Here is a 19,186-nt window from a genome sequence, read left to right as displayed (position 1 = left end):
AAGCCGGATTGTCGCCCCATAGCGGGTCTGGTGCACTGGCACCTCACACAGGAAGTGAAAACATGGGAGAGACGGGAATGCACAAGGTGCTGGTGAGCGCCTGCCTGCTGGGTCAGCCGGTGCGTTACGACGGCCAGAGCAAGGGGATTGTCAGCGACTGGCTGCAGGCGCTGGGAGCCGAGGGACGTGCACTGGCCTTCTGCCCCGAGGTGGCGGGTGGCCTGCCGACGCCACGCCCCCCTGCCGAGCGCCAGGGGGAGCGGGTGGTTACCGAAAGCGGGCTGGATGTGACGGAGGAGTTCGATCGGGGCGCTGCCCTTGCGCTGGCCCTCTGTCAGCAGCAGGACATTCGCTTCGCCCTTCTGAAGGAGGGGAGCCCCTCCTGCGGCAGCGGCCGCATCTACAATGGCCGCTTCGAAGGGGTTTCACTGGCGGGAGAGGGCAAGACCACGGCTTTGCTGCGCCGCCACGGCATCGGGGTGTTCAGCGAGGATCAGCTGCCCGAGCTGGCCTCGGCGCTCGCCTTGGCTGCCTGCGGATCGGTCTGAGCCGCCGCATCGGCCGCCTGCCACTGCGCCAGCACCTCGTCTTTTTCCTTCCAGCGTGCATTCAGCCACTCCTGGAAACCGCGTTTGAACTGCTTGTCGTTGAAGTAATCCCCCACCAGTTGCTCGTCCACCGGCAGCTCCTCGATCCGCACCCGGATGCGCTTCATCTTCCCCATCAGGAAATCCTTGAAGGGGGTGTCGGGGTTGTCCGGGTAGCTGATGGTGACGTTGATCAGGCTGTCGAACTGATCGCCCATGGCTGCCAGGGTGAAGGCGAGTCCTGCCGCCTTGGGGGGCATGAGATGGCGATAGCGGGAGCGGGCGGCCTCGCGCTTCTGATCGGTGAAGCGGGTCCCCTCCACGAAGTTGATGACAGTGGTGGGAATGTGGCGAAACTTCTCGCAGGCGTTGCGGGTGGTCTCGATATCCTTGCCCCGCAGATGCGGATTTCTTAACAGAAACTCTCTCGAATAGCGGCGCATAAAGGGCATGTCCAGCCCCCAGCAGGCGAGCCCCAGCAGCGGTATGTAAATGAGCTCGTGCTTCATGAAGAACTTGGGCACCGGCAGCCGATTGCGAAACAGGTGGCCGAGCACCACGATATCGGTCCAGCTCATGTGGTTGCTGATGATGAGATACCAGCCATCCTTGCGCAGCCGGGTATTGTCCTCAATCTGCCAGTCTATGCGGGTAGTGAGGCGGATCACCAGGGCGTTGCAACCGAGCCACAGGCCCATGAAGCGATTGTTGAGCCGGCTGCAGGCGCGACCAAAGGCCGGCACGGGCAGCAGCAGTTTGGCCAGAGAAACCAGCAGGATCAGGCTGGCACACAGGGCGGTAAACAGTATGGTCAGGCCGGCGCTGATGAACAGCACCAGGGGGCCCGGGAGCAGGTTTGGCATGAGTGTCTTACTGCGTCTTGTCCGCCAGCAGCTTATCCAGGGTCTGGTCCTTCTCGTGCCAGATCCCGTTCAACCACTGTTGAAACTCTTGTTGGAACTCGGGGTCATTGAAGTAATCCCCCACCAGATTGCGTTCGATCGGCAGAAAGCGGACCCGAACCTTGATCTCCTTGACCCGACCGCACATGAAGTCCCAGTAGCTGGGGACGCCGCCGGGATAGGCGATGGTCACATCCACCAGCTTGTGCAGTTGATCCCCCATGGCCGCCAGGGTGAAGGCGATGCCCCCTGCTCTCGGGTGCAGCAGATGACGATAGGGTGCCCCTTGCCTGTCGTGCTTGCCGACGGTGAAGCGGGTCCCTTCCACGAAGTTCATCACACTCACCGGCATATGGCGGAAACGGGCACACGCCTTGCGCGTGGTTTCTATGTCTTTTCCCCTCAGATGCGGGTGCTTTTCCAGAAATTTTCGGGAATAACGCCGCATGAATGGGAAATCCAGCGCCCACCAGGCCAGACCGAGAAAAGGTACCCAAATCAGTTCTTTCTTGAGGAAAAACTTCAGGAAGGGGATTTTTTGATTAAAAATCCGCTGCAATACCAGTATGTCGACCCAGGATTGGTGGTTGGCAATCACCATATACCACTCATTCCGGCGCCCTTTGTCCACTCCGACCACATCGAAAGGGGTGTTGATGATGGTTTTCTGGATCAGATTGTTAAAACCTATCCAGTGGGTGGCGCAGCCGTCCAGGAGTGTGTTGCAGAGACGTCGCGCCCCCTTGAAGGGCAGCAGCAGCTTGATGAGGCCAAGCAGCAGGACGGGGACAAACCAGAACAGGGTGTTGATGAAATAGAGCAGGGTCGAGAGGCTGCCGCGCAGTCGCTCTATCAGCTTGTTGGGCATGGTGGAATCCGTCTTCGTATCGGTGGATGGCAACCAAGTGGTCAGATCTGTTGCCATAATATCAGCCGGCCCACGACTAGACCATGGTGGCGCCCTTTCCGAGTCGGGTGGTGGCTGCTGCCGTTCCCCCGCTCACTGGCCCCCGCGCAGCCGCGACAACAGCCTGTCCATGGCACGATAGCCCAGGGCTTCGATCAGATGGGCTCTCTCGATGGTGGCGTGCCCCGCCAGATCGGCGATGGTGCGCGATACCCGCAGGATGCGGTGCCAGGCCCGGATGCTGAGCCCCAGCTTCTGGATGGCACCTTCCAGAAACTCGGCATCCTGTGGCGATAATCTGCAAACATCTTCGATTTCACGACTATCCAGCAGGTTATTGAGTTTTCCGCTGCGACTCAGCATGCGCTCTCGCGCCCCCAGCACCCGTTCGCGTATCTGCTGGCTCGATTCCCCCCGCTCCGCCTTGCCGGTCAGGCTCCCCCTGGGCAAGAGCGGGACCTCTACCGTCAGATCGAACCGGTCGAGAAAGGGGCCGGAGAGCTTGCCCAGATAGCGCAGGATCTGATCCGGGCTGGAGCGGGTCTGGCCGTCGCCATAATGGCCGCAGGGGCTGGGATTCATGGCACCCACCAGCTGGAAGCGGGCGGGAAAATCCACCTGGCGGGCGGCACGACTGATGGTGATGTGCCCGGTTTCCAGCGGCTCGCGCAGGGAGTCGAGCACCTTGCGCTCGAACTCCGGCAGTTCATCCAGAAACAGTACCCCGTTGTGGGCGAGGGAAATTTCGCCAGGCCTGGGATGGGTACCCCCGCCCACCAGCGCCACCGCCGAGGCGCTGTGATGGGGCGTGCGATACGGCCTGTGGTGCCAGTGGCCGGCGCGGGGGGTGAGGCCGCCGATGGAGTGGATGGCGGCGGTCTGCTGCGCCTCCTGTTCGCTCAGCGGTGGCAGAATGCCGGGCAGACGGCTGGCCAGCATGCTCTTGCCGGTGCCGGGGGGGCCGATGAACAGCAGGTTGTGGCTGCCAGCTGCGGCGATCTCCAGCGCCCGCTTCGCCTGGGACTGACCGATCACATCCTGCAGATCCGGCACGTCGGGCAGGATCTCCGCGCTCTGGGGTTCCGGCAGCGGTAGTTCGTACTGGCCCGCCAGCCAGGCGGTGACTGCCAGCAGCTGGTGGGCGGTGCGCACCTCGGCATCCTGTATGAGGGAAGCCTCCGGACCGTTCTCCCGTGGGACCAGCAGGGTGCGCCCTGCGTCGCGGCAGGCGAGCACCGAGGGGAGCACCCCAAGCACGGGGCGGATCTCGCCCGTCAGGGCCAATTCCCCTAAAAATTCGTGATCGAGCAGGTATCTTGCGGGTATCTGCTTGGATGCGGCGAGAATGCCGATGGCGATGGCCAGGTCGAAGCGACCCCCCTCTTTGGGCAGATCCGCAGGGGCCAGGTTGACCGTGATGTGTTTGCTCGGGAACTCGAAATTGCCGTTGAGCAGGGCGCTGCGCACCCGATCCCGCGACTCCTTCACCGAGGTTTCCGGCAGCCCCACCATGTTGAAGGCGGGCAGGCCGTTGGAGAGGTGCACCTCCACCGTGACTTGCGGCGCCGCTATCCCCAGGCTGGCACGGCTATAAACAACAGCTAATGACATAAATACCGTCCTTGGTTTGATGTATATGCTGGTTAACCGTTTTTTATTAGTTTTTTGTTCCAGTTGTCAGGTTTCAGAGCAGTTAAAATCAGAGTCTTGTCAGGTAAAAAGTGCTTGCCCAATAAAAATCACCGTGCTAGTTCTAATAGCCATTCGCGGCAAGCTCCGCTCCCATTTCACAGGATTTCCGGTTGTAACTATGAACATGGCCTCCCGTTTCGTCAGCATTATTGTGGTCCTAGTGGTGATTATTATCTCACCGCTCGGGGCTCGTTTGGCTGCACGGAACAAGGGATAGACCCACCACCGGACAGAACGAAACAAGCGACCCCCGAGCCTCACGGCCCGGGGGTTTTTTTTCGACCAAAGGACAGGATTTTCCACATGAACGGCGCGCAGTTTTTGGTACAGGCTCTCAAGAAACAGGGTGTGACCCAGGTGTTTGGTTACCCGGGCGGGGCCATCATGCCGGTCTACGACGCCCTGTATGACGGTGGCCTGGCCCATCAGCTCTGCCGCCACGAGCAGGGGGCCGCCATGGCCGCGGTGGGTTATGCCCGCGCTTCCGGTCAGGTGGGGGTCTGCATCGCCACCTCTGGCCCCGGCGCCACCAATCTGGTCACCGGCCTCGCGGAGGCACTGCTCGACTCTGTACCGCTGGTGGCCATCAGCGGCCAGGTGCCCTGCGCCGCCGTCGGTACCGATGCCTTTCAGGAAGTGGACGTGCTCGGCATGTCCCTCTCCTGCACCAAGCACTCCTTCATGGTGACTGACCCGGCGGATCTGGGACGGGTTATTGCCGAAGCCTTCGCCATCGCCACCGAAGGGCGTCCGGGTCCCGTGCTCATCGACCTGCCCAAGGATGTGCAGCTGGCCGCCGTTCCTTCTCAAAGCCCGCTGTTTGCCGTGGAGGAACCCGAGCCCCTGAATCCGGCCGAGCTGACGGTCGCCCGCACCCTGCTGGCCGGTGCCGAGCGTCCGGTACTCTACGTCGGTGGTGGGGTGGGCATGGCCAATGCCGAGCAGCAGCTGCGCGACTTTGCCGCCACCACGGGGATGCCGGCGGTCACCACCCTCAAGGGGATAGGTGCCCTCGACCCCGACAGCCCCGTCTATCTGGGCATGCTCGGCATGCACGGTACCAAGGCCGCCAACCTGGCGGTACAGCAGTGCGATCTGCTGGTGGTAGTAGGCGCCCGTTTCGATGATCGGGTGACCGGCAAGCTGGAAGAGTTTGCCCCCGAGGCGAAGGTGATCCACCTGGATGTGGACGCCGCCGAGTTCGGCAAGCGTCGCGCCGCCGATGTGGGGATCACCACGGATCTCAAGCGTGTGCTGCCCGCCCTGGCGATGACGCTGACCCTCGACCCTTGGCGCGAGCACTGCGCCACCATGGCTCGGGAATACGCCTTCCGCTACGACCATCCGGGTCAGGCCATCTACGCCCCGGCCCTGCTCAAAGAGCTTTCAAGCCAGCTGCCTGACACCAGCGTGGTGGCCTGCGACGTGGGTCAGCACCAGATGTGGGTGGCCCAGCACATGCGTTTCACCAGCCCGCGCAACCACCTGTCCAGTGCCGGCCTCGGCACCATGGGCTTCGGCCTGCCCGCCGCCATCGGCGCCAAGATGTCGCGCCCCGATGACGAGGTGGTGCTGGTGAGCGGGGACGGCTCTTTCATGATGAACGTGCAGGAGCTCGGCACCATCCGCCGGGCCCGGCTCAAGGTGAAGATGGTGCTGCTGGACAACCAGCGCCTCGGCATGGTGCGCCAATGGCAGGAGCTGTTCTTCGACGGTCGCTACAGCGAGACCAATCTGTCCGACAACCCCGATTTCGTCGCCCTGGCTGCCGCCTTCGGCATCCCCGGCGAGACCATCACATGCAAGGAAGAGATAGGTCCGGCACTGGATCGCCTGCTGGCGAGCGAGAGTGCCTATCTGCTGCATGTGGCTATTTCAGAGGAAGAAAATGTCTGGCCCCTGGTGCCGCCAGGAGTCGCCAACCACAAGATGATGGAGCAACGCCCATGAACCAGCTCAATACCAGCACCCTGGAAATCCATGCCCAACCCAGACCCGAAGTGATGGAGCGGGTGCTGCGGGTGGTCCGTCACCGCGGTTTCAATCTCTGCGCCCTCAACATGGAGCAGGATTGCCAACAGCTGCGGATCACGGTTACTGTCGAATCGGTACGTCCCATCCAGCAGTTGTGGAGCCAGCTGGTGAAGCTGGTGGATGTCTCCCGGGTCGATGCACTGGAACAGCAACCCCGGATCAGAGCTTAAGGAGCCAAGCCAATGTCACAGCCTTCCCAATCCGCCGCCCACCCTCAATACATCTGGTTCAACGGCAAGCTGGTCCCCTGGCAGGATGCCCAGGTGCATGTCATGAGCCATGCCCTGCATTACGGATCCTCGGTGTTCGAGGGGGTGCGGGCCTATGACACTCCCAAGGGGACCTGCATCTTCCGCCTGCAGGAGCACACCCGCCGCCTGTTCGACTCCGCCAAGATCTACTGGATGGACGTCCCCTACAGCGAGTCCGAAGTGAATGAAGCCTGCCGCACCGTGGTGCGCGAGAACGGCCTGAAGAGCGGCTACCTGCGCCCGCTGGCCTTTGTCGGCAACGTGGGGCTGGGGCTGCATCCGCCGCTGGATGCCAAGGCCGACCTCATGGTCGCGGCCCTGCCCTGGGGCGCCTACCTCGGAGAAGAGGGGCTGAAAAACGGGGTGGATGTGTGCGTCACCTCCTGGAACCGGCTCGCTCCCAACACCATCCCGACCGGTGCCAAGGCGGGGGGCAACTATCTCTCTTCCCAGCTCATCAGCCGCGAGGCCAAGCGCAACGGCTTCGCCGAGGGGCTGGCGCTGGATGTGAACGGCTATCTGAGCGAAGGGGCGGGGGAGAACCTGTTCCTGGTGAAGAACGGCGTGCTGTTCACACCGCCCGCCACCGCCGCCATCCTGCCCGGCATCACCCGCGACACCATCATGACGCTGGCGCGCGACTTGGGTTACGAGGTACGCGAGCAGGCGCTGCCCCGTGAAGCGCTGTACGTCGCAGACGAAATCTTCATGACCGGCACCGCCGCCGAGGTGACCCCGGTGCGCTCGGTGGATCGGATGAAGGTGGGCGCCGGTTGCCGTGGCCCGGTGACCGAGCAGTTGCAGAACGCCTTCTTCGGCCTGTTCAACGGCAAGACCGAAGACAAGTGGGGCTGGCTGACGCCGGTCAACGACTGATGATAGCGGGGAGGCGTCACGCCTCCCCGAGTCGCTTCCGGTGAAGGCTCCCCGAGGTGCCTTCACCAGGATCGATTCCCGATCCGCGAATCACACATTCATGTTGAAAGACAATGCGCCCCAGGGGCATTCAGGGAGTAGAGACAATGCCGAAGTTGAGATCCGCCACCACCACCCACGGACGTAACATGGCCGGGGCCCGCGCCCTCTGGCGTGCCACCGGCATGACCGATCAGGATTTCGGCAAGCCCATCATCGCCGTGGTCAACTCTTTCACCCAGTTCGTGCCGGGCCACGTCCACCTCAAGGATCTGGGCCAGCTGGTCGCCCGCGAAATCGAGGCGGCTGGCGGGGTCGCGAAGGAGTTCAACACCATCGCCGTGGATGACGGCATCGCCATGGGCCACGGTGGCATGCTCTATTCCCTGCCGTCCCGCGAACTCATCGCCGACTCGGTGGAGTACATGGTCAACGCCCACTGCGCCGACGCCATGGTCTGCATCTCCAACTGCGACAAGATCACCCCGGGGATGCTGATGGCTGCCCTGCGCATCAATATCCCGGTCATTTTTGTCTCCGGCGGCCCCATGGAAGCGGGCAAGACCAAGCTCTCCGACCAGATCATCAAGCTGGATCTGGTGGACGCCATGATCCAGGGCGCCGACCCCAAGGTCTCCGACGCCCAGAGCGATCAGATCGAGCGCAGCGCCTGCCCCACCTGCGGCTCCTGCTCCGGCATGTTCACCGCCAACTCCATGAACTGCCTGACCGAGGCACTGGGTCTCTCCCAGCCGGGCAACGGCTCCCTGCTGGCGACCCACAGCGACCGCGAGCAGCTGTTCAAGCTGGCGGGCCAGCGTATCGTCACTCTGGCCAAGCGTTGGTATGAGCAGGACGATGCCTCGGCACTGCCGCGCAACATCGCCACCAAGGCGGCGTTCGAGAACGCCATGGCGCTCGACATCGCCATGGGCGGTTCCACCAATACGGTATTGCACCTGCTGGCGGCAGCCCAGGAGGCGGGTGTCGACTTCACCATGGCCGACATCGACCGCATGTCCCGCAAGGTGCCCCAGCTCTGCAAGGTGGCGCCCTCCACCCAGAAGTACCACATGGAAGACGTGCACCGCGCCGGCGGCGTGGTCGCCATCCTGGGTCAGCTGGAAAAAGCGGGCCTGGTGCACGGGGATACCCGCAACGTGCTGGGCACCTCCCTGGTGGAGCTGCTGGCCGAATATGACGTCAGCCGCAGCAATGACAAGGGGGTTCACGACTTCTACCGTGCAGGCCCTGCCGGCATCCGTACCACCAAGGCGTTCAGTCAGGATTGCCGCTGGCCCGAGCTGGATCTGGACCGCGCCGAGGGGTGCATCCGCTCCTTCGATCACGCCTACAGCCAGGAAGGTGGCCTGGCGGTCCTCGCTGGCAACCTTGCCCTCAACGGGGCCATCGTCAAGACCGCCGGGGTGGATGAGGAGAACCTCACCTTCCGCGGCCCGGCCCGGGTATTCGAGAGCCAGGAGAGCGCGGTGAGCGGCATTCTGGACGGCACGGTGAAAGCCGGTGAAGTGGTGGTGATCCGCTACGAGGGCCCGAAAGGGGGCCCCGGCATGCAGGAGATGCTCTATCCCACCACCTATCTCAAGTCCATGGGATTGGGCAAGGCGTGTGCCCTCATCACCGACGGTCGCTTCTCCGGCGGTACCTCGGGTCTTTCCATCGGCCATGTCTCCCCGGAGGCGGCCTCTGGCGGCACTATCGGTCTGGTGGAGGATGGCGACATCATCAACATCGACATCCCGGCCCGCAGCATGGTGCTGGAGGTGGCCGACAGCGTGCTGGCTGCCCGTCGCGCCGCCGTCTCTGCCCGTGGCTGGAAGCCGGTCGATCGTCAGCGCGAGGTCTCCTTTGCCCTGCGTGCCTACGCCATGTTCGCCACCAGCGCCGACAAGGGCGCGGTGCGCGATCGCACCCTGCTGGGGGAGTGAGAGAATGAACAGTCATGATATGGGCGCATTGCGCGCCCTTCGCCACGAGACGGGGGTATAAACCATGGTCTCTGCGGCGGATTATCTACGCAAGGTACTGCTCTCCCCCGTCTACGAGGCGGCGAGAGTCACCCCTTTGCAAACCCTGAAGAAACTCTCCGACAGGCTTGGCAATCACGTCAGCCTGAAGCGGGAGGATCTGCAACCGGTTCACTCCTTCAAGCTGCGCGGCGCCTACCACAAGATCGCCACCCTGACCCAGGAGCAGAAAGAACGCGGCGTCATCGCCGCCTCCGCCGGCAACCACGCCCAGGGGGTCGCCCTGTCGGCCGCCAAGCTCGGCATCAAGGCGATCATCGTGATGCCCAAGACCACGCCGGACATCAAGATCGACGCGGTGCGCCGTCAGGGCGGCAACGTGCTGCTGTTTGGCAACAGCTTCGATGAGGCCTACGGCGAGAGCCGCCGACTCGCCGAGTTGGAGGGCTATACCCTGATCCCGCCGTTCGACGACGTCGAGGTGATCGCCGGCCAGGGCACCATCGGCAAGGAGCTGCTGGAGCAGGATACCCACCTCACCCACGTCTTCGTGCCGGTGGGCGGCGGCGGCCTGGCCGCCGGGGTGGCGGTCTACATCAAGCAGCTGCTGCCGGATGTGAAGGTGATCGGGGTGGAGGCGGAGGGCTCCGCCTGTCTCAAGGCTGCGCTGGCGGCCGGCGAGCCGGTCAATCTGGAGCGGGTCTCCCTGTTTGCGGACGGGGTGGCGGTCAAGCGCATCGGCGAGGAGACCTTCCGCCTGTGCAACCAGTATCTGGACGAGGTGGTGACCGTCTCCAACGACCAGATCTGCGCCGCACTGAAAGACATCTTCGATGACTGCCGCGCCATCGCCGAGCCGTCGGGGGCCTTGTCCCTGGCGGGCCTGAAAGCGTACAGCGAGCGCGAGCAGGTCAAGGGTGGTCGGATGGCGGCCATTTTGTCCGGCGCCAACGTCAACTTCCACAGCCTGCGTTACGTGTCGGAGCGCTGCGAGATCGGCGAGAAGCGCGAGGGCATGCTGGCGGTGACCATCCCCGAGCGCAAGGGGGCCTTCCTCGACTTTTGCCGTCAGCTGGGGCCCCGCATGGTGACCGAGTTCAACTACCGCTACGCCGATGCCGAGCAGGCGTCGCTGTTCGTCTCGGTGCGCCTCACCGGCGGTGACGAGGAGCTGGGCCAGATCATCGATCAACTCGGCGGCAACGGTTATCCGGTGGTCAACATGACCGAGAGCGAGCTGGCCAAGAACCACGTGCGCTACATGATTGGCGGCCGCCCGGCCCGGCCCCTCGGTGAACGCCTCTACAGCTTCAAGTTTCCGGAGCAGCCGGGTGCCCTGATGCGCTTCCTCGAGACCCTGGGCTGCCGCTGGAACATCAGCCTGTTCCACTACCGCAACCACGGCGCCGACTACGGACGGGTGCTCTGCGCCTTCGAGCTGCCGGACGAGGACGTGGCCGCCTTCCACGACTACCTGCACGAGATTGGCTACGGCTGGAAAGAGGTGAGCGAGGATCCCGCCTACCGCCTGTTCCTGGCGAGCCAGGGCAGTCAGTGAGCGGGGAGCCATCCCCTTGCCAGATGAAAAACGAAGAGCCCGGCTCTTCGTTTTTTTATGGGCAACGCGCCGGCCCCCATGATTGGGGGCACGGTGGCTGATAATGTCGCCAATATCACACTCCTGAGTCCCTGGTCGTTTGAGGCTGGTTGCAGATGGGATAATCTGAATGCGGGGCTTGGGTTCAGAGCCCCGTCAGGGAAGAGAGACGCAGCAGCGTCATAACAATTCATTGCAGGGGCTCATCCATGAACAGATCTATGCTCGCCGTCCTGATCGGCGCTTTGATGGCAACAGGGACGGTGCATGCTGCCGCCCAGGACAACACCTGGTATGTCGGCGGCAAGGCCGGCTGGTCAAATTATTACGGGGTGGATTACAACGCTCAGGTCGAAGAGCTGTTCGATGCAACCAAGGTGAACGAGAACAGCGATGATCTCGGTCTGGGGCTGTTTGCCGGTTATCAGGTGAACAGAAACGTGGCGATTGAGCTCGGCTATGACTGGCTCGGCAAGTATCAGGTGGACAAGCACTACTCGGGTAACGGGGTTGATTTCGCACTCGATGGCGAGGCCAAGGCCCAGATGGTGCAGGCCACCATGAAGATCATCCTGCCTGCAACCTCGGCACTGGATATCTACGGCCGTCTCGGGGGGGCCTATGCCTGGACCGAGAGCTCACTCAACGTCAGGGCCAGCGATGGCACCAGCAGCCTCTCCGAATCCCATGAGGGCAACAAATATCATGGTGCCGCCTTTGTCGGGGCGCTGGGGGTCGAATACGCCATCGACAAGGATTGGGCCGCCCGCCTCGAATACCAGTACACCACACCCCTTGGCAAGACTTCCCTCGACGAGTCAGGCATCGAGATGGACAACGGCCTGCTGTCGGTCGGCATGCTCTATCGCTTCGGCCAGATCGGCGACGAGCCGGTGGCACCAACGCCTGCGCCCGAACCTGCGCCCGCCCCGGCCCCCGTGCTGGTGGAGAAACAGTTCAGCCTGGATTCCGATGTGCTGTTCGAGTTCAACAAGGCGACCCTGAAGCCAGCCGCCAGTCAGGCCCTCGACAACCTGTTTGCCCAGATCCTGGCGGCCAATCCGAAAGACGGGGTGGCGACGGTGATCGGTCATACCGACCGCATCGGCTCGGAGGCCTACAACCAGTCCCTCTCCGAACAGCGTGCCCGCACGGTGGCGGATTATCTCATCGCCAAGGGATTGTTTGCCGACAAGGTGCGTGCCGAAGGGCGGGGAGAGTCTTCGCCTGTGACCGGGGGCAGCTGCCCGGATGGTGCCAAGGCTCAGATGATCGCCTGCCTGGCCCCGGATCGCCGGGTCGAGGTGCGCCTGACCGGGGTCTCCCAGATCGCCGAATAAGCCATCTTTGCCTTGCTATTAAACAACGAGGGGGCCTTGGCCCCCTCGTTGTTTATGTGGGTGTGAGTCGTGACGTTTGCAGCCGCCTGGCGCAATGACTCACCATGATCAGCAGCAAGGCGCCGGGCAGCACTGTTTGCCAGAGGAAAGGCCAGGACTGGGTGGTGAGCAGGATCAACAGTGGATTGGCTCCGGCGGGTGGGTGGATCAGGCCCAGTCCCTGCATGAGTGCAATGGACAGGCCCACACCCAGCGACAGCTTGAGTTCCATCGGTAGCGGGAGCAATTGCACCACCAACCCCACGGTGGCCGATAACAGGTGGCCTCCCAGCACGTTCTGCGGACGGGCCAGCGGACTGTCCGGCAGGGAGAAGAGCAGCACACAGCTTGCCCCGAACGGTGCCATCAACAGGGTCGACTGCCAGCTCATGTCCAGCCAGCCGAGCAACATTATGGCCAGGCAGGCACCGAGCCCTGCCAGCCAGGCACTTCGCCATCGTCTTGTTTCCATCTCCTGTCTCCTTGTCTGTGCCGGATCACTTGATCCAGCCTGCGACATTAGGTAGACAGATCGGTGTACTTCAAGAGGAAAGTCACCATGAGCGACAAACGGCAACAGCTGATGACGACAGCCTATCGGTTGTTCAATCGTCACGGCTTTCACGCCACCGGCATCGATCGCATCTGGGCCGAGGCAGGCAGTACCAAACGCACCCTCTATCGCCACTTCCCCACCAAGGATGCCTTGATCGAAGCGGTGCTGATGGCGCGGGATGCGGAGTTCTTTGCCCTGCTCGATGCCAGGATGGATGGGGTGTCGGGGCGGGAGGCCAGGTTGCTGGCGCTGCTCGATGGCTTTGCGGACTGGTTTGGTCGCAGTGACTTCTACGGCTGCAACTTCATCAACGCGAGCGCCGAGTTCTCCGATCCTCGCCATCCGGTGCGCAAGCTGGTGGTGGCCCACAAGCGGGCGTTGCTGAACTGGGTCAGGGAGGCCCTCGAATGCACCGAGGTGCAGGCCACCGGATTATGCCTGCTGCTGGAAGGGGCCGTGGTGATGGCCCACAGCTATCAGCAGCCCCTGGCTCTGGAACAGGCCAGGGTGTTGGCGGAGGCCGTGCTGGCAGAGCCGCGCTAGTTCAGTTCCGTGGGGTCGATATCCAGGCTCCAGCGCACCCGCTTGGTCTCGGGCCACCCCTCCAGCTCCTTCACCGCCCAGTCGAGCAGCTGGGCCAGTGGCGCCCGGCTGGGCCCCTGCACCAGCAGCTGCATGCGAAACTTGCCCGCCTTGCGCTCCATGAAGCCGCTGATGGGCCCCAGCACCTGCACCTGGGGATAGCGGGCGCTGCGCAGGGTATCGGCGAGACGGCTGAGGAACAGCTGCACCTCGTCGCGACCGTTGGCCTCGGCCCGGAACAGTCCCTGATGGCTGAACGGTGGCAGCCCCAGCAGGCGGCGCTCTTTCAGCGCCGTGTCGGCGAAGTGGCCATAGCCGTTCTGGGTCAGATCCTGCAGCAGGGCGTGTTCGGGATGGTGGCTCTGCAGCACCACCAACCCGGGTTTGCTGGCACGACCAGCCCGGCCCGCCACCTGGGTGTAGAGCTGGGCCAGTTTCTCGGCAGCGCGAAAATCGGCGCTGAACAGGGCGCCATCCACATCCAGCAGGCCCACTAGCGTCACGTCCGGGAAGTGGTGGCCCTTGGCCAGCATCTGGGTGCCGATCAGGATCTTGTACTTGCCCGCCTTGATGTCGCCGAGGTGCGTTTCCAGCTCCCCCTTGCGGCGGGTGTTGTCCCGGTCGATGCGCACCACCGGATATTGCGGGAACACGGTGCCGAGCAGCTGCTCCAGCTGCTCGGTGCCGACCCCGGAGCCGATGAGCTCGCTGCTGCCGCACTCGGGGCAGTGATGGGGCAACGGGCGCACGCTGTCGCAGTGGTGGCAGTGCAGCCGTCGCCCGGCCTGGTGCCAGGTGTACCAGGCGTCGCAGCGCTCGCAGGCGGCACTCCAGCCGCACTGGTGGCAGATAAGAGCCGGGGCATAGCCACGACGGTTGAGAAACAGCATTACCTGGTTGCCCGCCGCCAGATGCTCTGCCATCAGCTGTTCCAGCTGGGGGGAGAGCCCGGCCTGTAGCCGCACGTTCTTGATATCCAGGATCACCTGACGAGCAGTCTGGGCGTTGCCGGCGCGGCGAGTGAGCGTGAGGTGGTGATACTTGCCGCTGCGGGCGTTGTGCAGCGTCTCCAGCGACGGGGTAGCCGAGCCAAGCAAAATGGGGATACCGGCACGATGAGCCCGCATCACCGCCAGATCCCGCGCGTGGTAGCGAAAACCGTCCTGCTGCTTGAAGGAGCCGTCGTGCTCCTCGTCGATGATGATGATGCCGAGGTTGTGAAATGGGGTGAACACCGCGGAGCGGGTGCCGATCAGGATGGCGGCGCCGCCGTCGCGGCAGGCGAGCCAGGCGTCGAGCCGCTCCCTGTCGTTCATGGCGGAGTTCATCGCTACCACCGGTACGTTGAAGCGGCGGCGAAAGCGGTTGATGGTCTGCGGAGTGAGGCCGATCTCGGGCACCATCACCAGCGCCTGCTTGCCTGCCTTGAGCAGGGGCTCGAGGATGCTCAGGTAAACCTCGGTCTTGCCGGAGCCAGTGATGCCGTCCAGCAGGAAGGCGCCAAACTGGTCGCTTTGGCTGGTGACGGCGGAGACCGCCAGCGCCTGCTCGCCGTTGAGGCGCAGCCCCTCACCCGGCTCGAAGCGGGTGGCCCAGTCGCCATCATGGCTCGGCTCCAGCGAGCGCTTCTCCAGCAGTCCCTTCTTCTCCAGCGCGGTGAGGGCCGCGCTCTGGATCTCCTCCTGCTTGAGGGCGGAGGGGGTCTGCGGCCCCTTGCGCAGCAAGGCGAGGGCCTGCTGCTGCTTGGCCGCCCGCTTGAGCTCGTTGAGGTCGATGGCCATGCCGGCCTCGGTGGCAAACCAGAACTCCAGCTCCCGATAGGCGGCGGGCTCCCCCTTGCGCACCAGCACCGGCAGGGCGTGGGGCAGTACCTCCCCCAGCGGGTGCTGGTAGTAACCGGCGCTCCAGGCCATCAGCGCCAGAATGTCGGGCCCCAGCACGGGGGCGCTGTCGAGCACCCTCTTCAAGGGCTTTAATTTGTTGCGGGGGACCTGGCTCTCGGTCGGGTGATCCACCACCAGACCAACCAGGGTCTGCGGGCCGAACGGGATCTCGACCCGGCAACCGGGGGCAGGCAAGGGCAGGGGAGAGAGATAGTCGAAATGACGGCGTAACGGCACCGGCACAGCCACACGAACCAGATCCAGCGTTTGGGAAGAATTCACCAGGGGTTGCCTATTTTTTCTGCGAAGCCACTTGCCTGATCTCAGGCGTTTCCTATATTATTCGCAGCCTTTGAAACTGTGTTCAACAATCGTGTGGTGTCCGACAAGAGATCGGATGGCGACACGGCCTGATAATTGAGGTTGTCCATGAAAGCTGGTATCCATCCTGACTACGTAGCCATCACCGCCAAGTGCTCTTGCGGTAACGTCATCAACACCTTCTCTACCATCGGTAAAGATCTGAACCTGGACGTGTGCTCCGAGTGCCACCCGTTCTACACCGGCAAGCAGAAAGAAGTTTCTAGCGGCGGCCGCGTAGACAAGTTCAACAAGCGTTTCGGTGGCTTGACCTCCAAGAAGTAATCTTGCTTCTGAAGAATTCTGAAAAAGGCGCCCATCGGGTGCCTTTTTTATTGGCCGCCATTCTGTAATTCCCCGCTTTGCCCTATGGTGTTGGCTCAACCAAGGGAGAAGAGCCGATGCGCACATGTCTGGTGATGGGAGCTGCCGGGTACATAGGATCCTACCTGGTGCCCCATCTGCAGGGTCTGGGGTACAGGGTCATCGCCGGGGCCCGTCGTCCCTGCCGTCTGCCGGAGGGGGTGGCGTTTCGCCTCGCCGACAGCCTCAAGCCTGCCACCCTGCCCCCTGCGCTGGCGGGGGTCGACACCGTCTTCTATCTGGTACACGCCATGGGGGCGGGGGCCGGTTTTCACCGGCTGGAGCAGCAGGGAGTGAAGAACTTCGCTGCTGCCGCCCGTGCCGCCGGGGTGCGCCGCATCGTCTATCTCGGCGCCATCCAGCCCGAGCCCTGCAACAGTCGCCACCTCAACTCCCGGCGCTACTGTGGCGAGCTGTTTCGCAGCGCGGGGGTGCCCACGGTAGAGCTGCGTGCCGGCATCATCATAGGCCCCGGCTCGGCGGCGTTCGAGGTGATGCGGGATCTGGTGTACAACCTGCCCATGATGGTGACGCCCAAGTGGGTGCGCTCCCGCACGCCCCCCATCGCCCTCTCCAACCTCTTGCACTATCTGGGCGGGCTGGTGGAGGCCGACGGGGTGGATGGCCAGATTTTCAATGCGGCGGGCCCCGAGCTGCTCAGCTACCAGCAGCAGCTCCAGAAGTTCGCCGCCCACATCGGCAAACGCTGCCCCATCATTCCGATCCCCTTTTTGAGCCCCCGGCTCTCCGCCTGGTGGCTGCAGTTCGCCACCTCGGTTCCCCAACCCATCGCCAAGGCGCTGGTGGGGGGGCTCAAGCACGACATCCCGGCGGATGACGGCCCCTTGCGCGCCCTGCTGCCCCAGCATCTGCTCAGCTTCGATGAGGCGCTGGCGGAGAGCCTGGCGCTGGAGCAGAGGCTCGGTGCCGAGCAGCATGGGGAGGAGACGCCCCTTGGTCTGCGCTGGCGTCATCCCGAGTATGGCTTCTACGACCGCACCGCCAGTGGGGAGGCGGATTGCCTCGCCGCCCCCGAGGTGGTGTGGCAGGTGTTGCAGCAGCTGGGGGGCGAGCAGCGCTACTTCTACATGAACGAGCTGTGGGTGGTGCGTGAATGGATGGATCACCTGATCGGCGGCCCGGCCCGGACCCGGGGGCGCACCAACCCGGATCGCTTCGTGAAGGGGGACATGCTGGACTCCTGGCAGATCCTCGGGGTGGATGAAGGACGCAGGCTGGATCTGCTGTTCAACATGAAGGCCCCCGGCGTCGGTCGGCTGGAGTTCAACATCCAGCCCTTGGAGTCCGGCCTGACCCGGCTGCGGGTGACGGCCCACTGGCATCCGCAGGGGGCCTGGGGGCTGGCCTACTGGCTCGCCATGCTGCCGTTCCACCTCTTCATCTTCCAGGGGATGACGGAGGCCATCGCCCGGCAGGCAGAGGCAAAAGCCGGCATTCCAGTCATGGATTGAAATCGAATCTATAACTAATTAGGTAATTTGGGGTGGCATGACATGCTACTGACTAGCGTGTCATTGCTATCCAGCGATATTTTATGCTGTGAAAGGGCGGGGGATTTCTTTATGATCCTCAGCCCTCGCCCGCTGGCGAGCCAACGCATCACTCATTCATTTCCGTATCGGGGTCCCCCATGTCCGATCAGCAGCACGATCTCCGCCAACAGGCACTCGACTACCACGCCCAACCCGTTCCGGGCAAAATCGCCATCGCCCTCACCAAGCCCGCCGAGACCGCTCGCGATCTGGCGCTGGCCTACAGCCCGGGCGTTGCCGAACCGGTACGCGAGATCGCCGCCAATCCGGCCGATGCCTACCGTTACACCGGCAAGGGCAACCTGGTGGCCGTCATCTCCAACGGCACCGCCATCCTGGGGCTGGGCAATCTGGGCCCGCTGGCCTCCAAGCCGGTGATGGAGGGCAAGGCCCTGCTGTTCAAGCGCTTTGCCGGCATCGACGCCATCGACATCGAGGTGAAGCACGAGACCAGCGCCCAGTTCATCGATACGGTGGCCGCCATCGCCGACACCTTTGGCGGCATCAACCTGGAAGACATCAAGGCCCCCGAGTGCTTCGAGATTGAAGAGGCGCTGATCGCCCGCTGCGACATCCCGGTGTTCCACGATGACCAGCACGGTACCGCCATCGTCACCGCCGCCGGGCTGCTCAACGCGCTGGAAGTGCAGGGCAAGGAGATTGGCACCAGCCGCATCGTCTGCATGGGCGCCGGCGCCGCCGCCACCGCCTGCATGGATCTGCTGATCAAGTGCGGGGCTGCGCCGCACAACATCTTCATGCTGGACCGCCAGGGTGTGATCCACAGCGGCCGCACCGATCTCAACCAGTACAAGCAGCGTTTCGCCAACGACACCCCCCTGCGCACCCTGATGGAGGTGATCGAGGGGGCTGACGTCTTCGTCGGCGTCTCCGGCCCGGACGTACTGCCCGCCGAGGCGGTGGCCCTGATGGCCCCCAACCCGGTGATCTTCGCCTGTTCCAACCCGGACCCCGAGATCAAGCCTGCCCTGGCTCACGGAGTGCGCGGGGATCTCATCATGGGTACCGGCCGCTCGGACTACCCGAACCAGATCAACAACGTGCTCTGCTTCCCCTTCATCTTCCGCGGCGCCCTCGACGCCCGTGCCAGCCGCATCAACGATGCCATGAAGATCGCGGCAGTGGAGGCGATCCGGGCTCTGGCCAAGGAGCCGGTACCCGCCGAGGTGCTGACCGCCGCTGGCGTGAGTGAACTCGCCTTCGGCAAGGACTACGTCATTCCCAAGCCCATGGACGCCCGCCTGCTGCCGCGGGTTGCCCGTGCCGTGGCACTGGCGGCGGTTGCCTCCGGGGTGGCCCGCATCGAACTGCCAGGGGATTACATGCTGGGTTGAGTCACGGCAAGCACGCAAAAAACAGAAGGGGCCCCTGTCGGGGGCCCCTTTTTCATGGCGGGAGCGGGCGGCTTACTTGGTCTTGGGAGCAACCTTGACGGCCGGCGCCTTGGCGTGGGCAGCCTTGTGATGCTTTTTCACGACCTTGGTCTGGGTGGCGTGGGGAGCGGCGGCCTTGGTCGGGGTGGCGGCCATGGTGAAGCCGGAGGTCAGGGCGAAGACAGCGGCCAGAGTCAGGGGGATCAGCTTGTTCATATTCCAGTTCCTCGTTCGGTTTGATGA

General features: G+C 63.6%; 17 protein-coding genes. 11 read left to right on the top strand and 6 right to left on the bottom strand.

What is annotated here, in order from left to right; translation table 11 throughout:
* Nucleotides 1-62 precede the first annotated feature (62 nt).
* Nucleotides 63-548: a DUF523 domain-containing protein gene (locus AB5Y68_RS00910; RefSeq protein ID WP_039039685.1), complete on the top strand. Its 486-nt coding sequence runs from the start codon at nt 63-65 to the stop codon at nt 546-548.
* On the opposite strand, the gene AB5Y68_RS00905 is transcribed toward AB5Y68_RS00910, so the two are convergent.
* From AB5Y68_RS00905 to AB5Y68_RS00895, 3 genes are all read right to left on the bottom strand, one after another.
* On the bottom strand, nt 494-1,450 hold the full coding sequence (locus AB5Y68_RS00905) for an acyltransferase (RefSeq protein ID WP_039039684.1): 957 nt from the start codon (nt 1,448-1,450) through the stop codon (nt 494-496). The two genes, AB5Y68_RS00910 and AB5Y68_RS00905, sit on opposite strands and share 55 nt — an antisense overlap.
* Nucleotides 1,451-1,457: 7 nt before the next feature.
* Nucleotides 1,458-2,357, bottom strand: a complete 900-nt coding sequence (locus AB5Y68_RS00900) for an acyltransferase (protein WP_039039683.1) — start codon at nt 2,355-2,357, stop codon at nt 1,458-1,460.
* A 132-nt stretch (nt 2,358-2,489) separates the two neighbouring features.
* Nucleotides 2,490-4,007 carry a YifB family Mg chelatase-like AAA ATPase gene (locus AB5Y68_RS00895; RefSeq protein ID WP_039039682.1) on the bottom strand — a complete coding sequence of 506 codons (1,518 nt, stop codon included), beginning with the start codon at nt 4,005-4,007 and terminating at the stop codon, nt 2,490-2,492.
* A 384-nt stretch (nt 4,008-4,391) separates the two neighbouring features.
* On the opposite strand from AB5Y68_RS00895, the gene ilvG reads away from it, so the two are divergent.
* From ilvG to ompA, 6 genes are all read left to right on the top strand, one after another.
* Entirely contained in the window at nt 4,392-6,038 is a 1,647-nt protein-coding gene (ilvG, locus tag AB5Y68_RS00890) for an acetolactate synthase 2 catalytic subunit (protein WP_039039681.1), read from the top strand.
* Nucleotides 6,035-6,292, top strand: coding sequence for an acetolactate synthase 2 small subunit (gene ilvM / locus AB5Y68_RS00885; protein ID WP_010676086.1), 258 nt, complete (start codon nt 6,035-6,037; stop codon nt 6,290-6,292). Before ilvG ends, ilvM begins: the two co-directional genes overlap by 4 nt.
* Nucleotides 6,293-6,304: 12 nt before the next feature.
* Entirely contained in the window at nt 6,305-7,249 is a 945-nt protein-coding gene (locus AB5Y68_RS00880) for a branched-chain amino acid transaminase (RefSeq protein ID WP_039039680.1), read from the top strand.
* Between the two features lie 146 nt (nt 7,250-7,395).
* A complete protein-coding gene (gene ilvD / locus AB5Y68_RS00875; protein ID WP_039039679.1) occupies nt 7,396-9,237 on the top strand; it encodes a dihydroxy-acid dehydratase in 1,842 nt (613 codons plus the stop codon).
* 64 nt (nt 9,238-9,301) lie between these two features.
* A complete protein-coding gene (gene ilvA / locus AB5Y68_RS00870; protein ID WP_039039678.1) occupies nt 9,302-10,834 on the top strand; it encodes a threonine ammonia-lyase, biosynthetic in 1,533 nt (510 codons plus the stop codon).
* A gap of 248 nt (nt 10,835-11,082) precedes the next feature.
* Complete coding sequence (gene ompA, locus AB5Y68_RS00865) at nt 11,083-12,213, top strand: porin OmpA (RefSeq protein WP_039039677.1); 1,131 nt, start codon at nt 11,083-11,085, stop codon at nt 12,211-12,213.
* Nucleotides 12,214-12,265: 52 nt separating this feature from the next.
* Here ompA and AB5Y68_RS00860 read toward each other — a convergent pair whose 3' ends face one another.
* Entirely contained in the window at nt 12,266-12,661 is a 396-nt protein-coding gene (locus tag AB5Y68_RS00860; RefSeq protein ID WP_039039699.1) for an HPP family protein, read from the bottom strand.
* A 150-nt stretch (nt 12,662-12,811) separates the two neighbouring features.
* Here AB5Y68_RS00860 and AB5Y68_RS00855 point away from each other — a divergent pair, with 150 nt between their 5' ends.
* Nucleotides 12,812-13,351: a TetR/AcrR family transcriptional regulator gene (locus AB5Y68_RS00855; protein WP_039039676.1), complete on the top strand. Its 540-nt coding sequence runs from the start codon at nt 12,812-12,814 to the stop codon at nt 13,349-13,351.
* Here AB5Y68_RS00855 and priA read toward each other — a convergent pair.
* On the bottom strand, nt 13,348-15,555 hold the full coding sequence (gene priA, locus AB5Y68_RS00850; RefSeq protein WP_080769955.1) for a primosomal protein N': 2,208 nt from the start codon (nt 15,553-15,555) through the stop codon (nt 13,348-13,350). The two genes, AB5Y68_RS00855 and priA, sit on opposite strands and share 4 nt — an antisense overlap.
* A gap of 147 nt (nt 15,556-15,702) precedes the next feature.
* On the opposite strand from priA, the gene rpmE reads away from it, so the two are divergent.
* From rpmE to AB5Y68_RS00835, 3 genes are all read left to right on the top strand, one after another.
* Entirely contained in the window at nt 15,703-15,918 is a 216-nt protein-coding gene (rpmE, locus tag AB5Y68_RS00845) for a 50S ribosomal protein L31 (protein WP_010676078.1), read from the top strand.
* 116 nt (nt 15,919-16,034) lie between these two features.
* Entirely contained in the window at nt 16,035-17,468 is a 1,434-nt protein-coding gene (locus tag AB5Y68_RS00840; RefSeq protein ID WP_010676077.1) for a DUF2867 domain-containing protein, read from the top strand.
* Nucleotides 17,469-17,647: 179 nt separating this feature from the next.
* Nucleotides 17,648-18,904: a malic enzyme-like NAD(P)-binding protein gene (locus AB5Y68_RS00835; protein WP_010676076.1), complete on the top strand. Its 1,257-nt coding sequence runs from the start codon at nt 17,648-17,650 to the stop codon at nt 18,902-18,904.
* 72 nt (nt 18,905-18,976) lie between these two features.
* Here AB5Y68_RS00835 and AB5Y68_RS00830 read toward each other — a convergent pair whose 3' ends face one another.
* Nucleotides 18,977-19,159, bottom strand: a complete 183-nt coding sequence (locus AB5Y68_RS00830; protein ID WP_010676075.1) for a hypothetical protein — start codon at nt 19,157-19,159, stop codon at nt 18,977-18,979.
* Nucleotides 19,160-19,186 lie beyond the last annotated feature (27 nt).

The sequence above is a fragment of the Aeromonas sp. R6-1 genome (assembly GCF_040908165.1).
Lineage (GTDB): Bacteria > Pseudomonadota > Gammaproteobacteria > Enterobacterales > Aeromonadaceae > Aeromonas > Aeromonas caviae.
The sequence above is the reverse complement of the archived record's forward strand: the minus strand, read 5'-3'. Positions and strand labels throughout refer to the sequence as shown.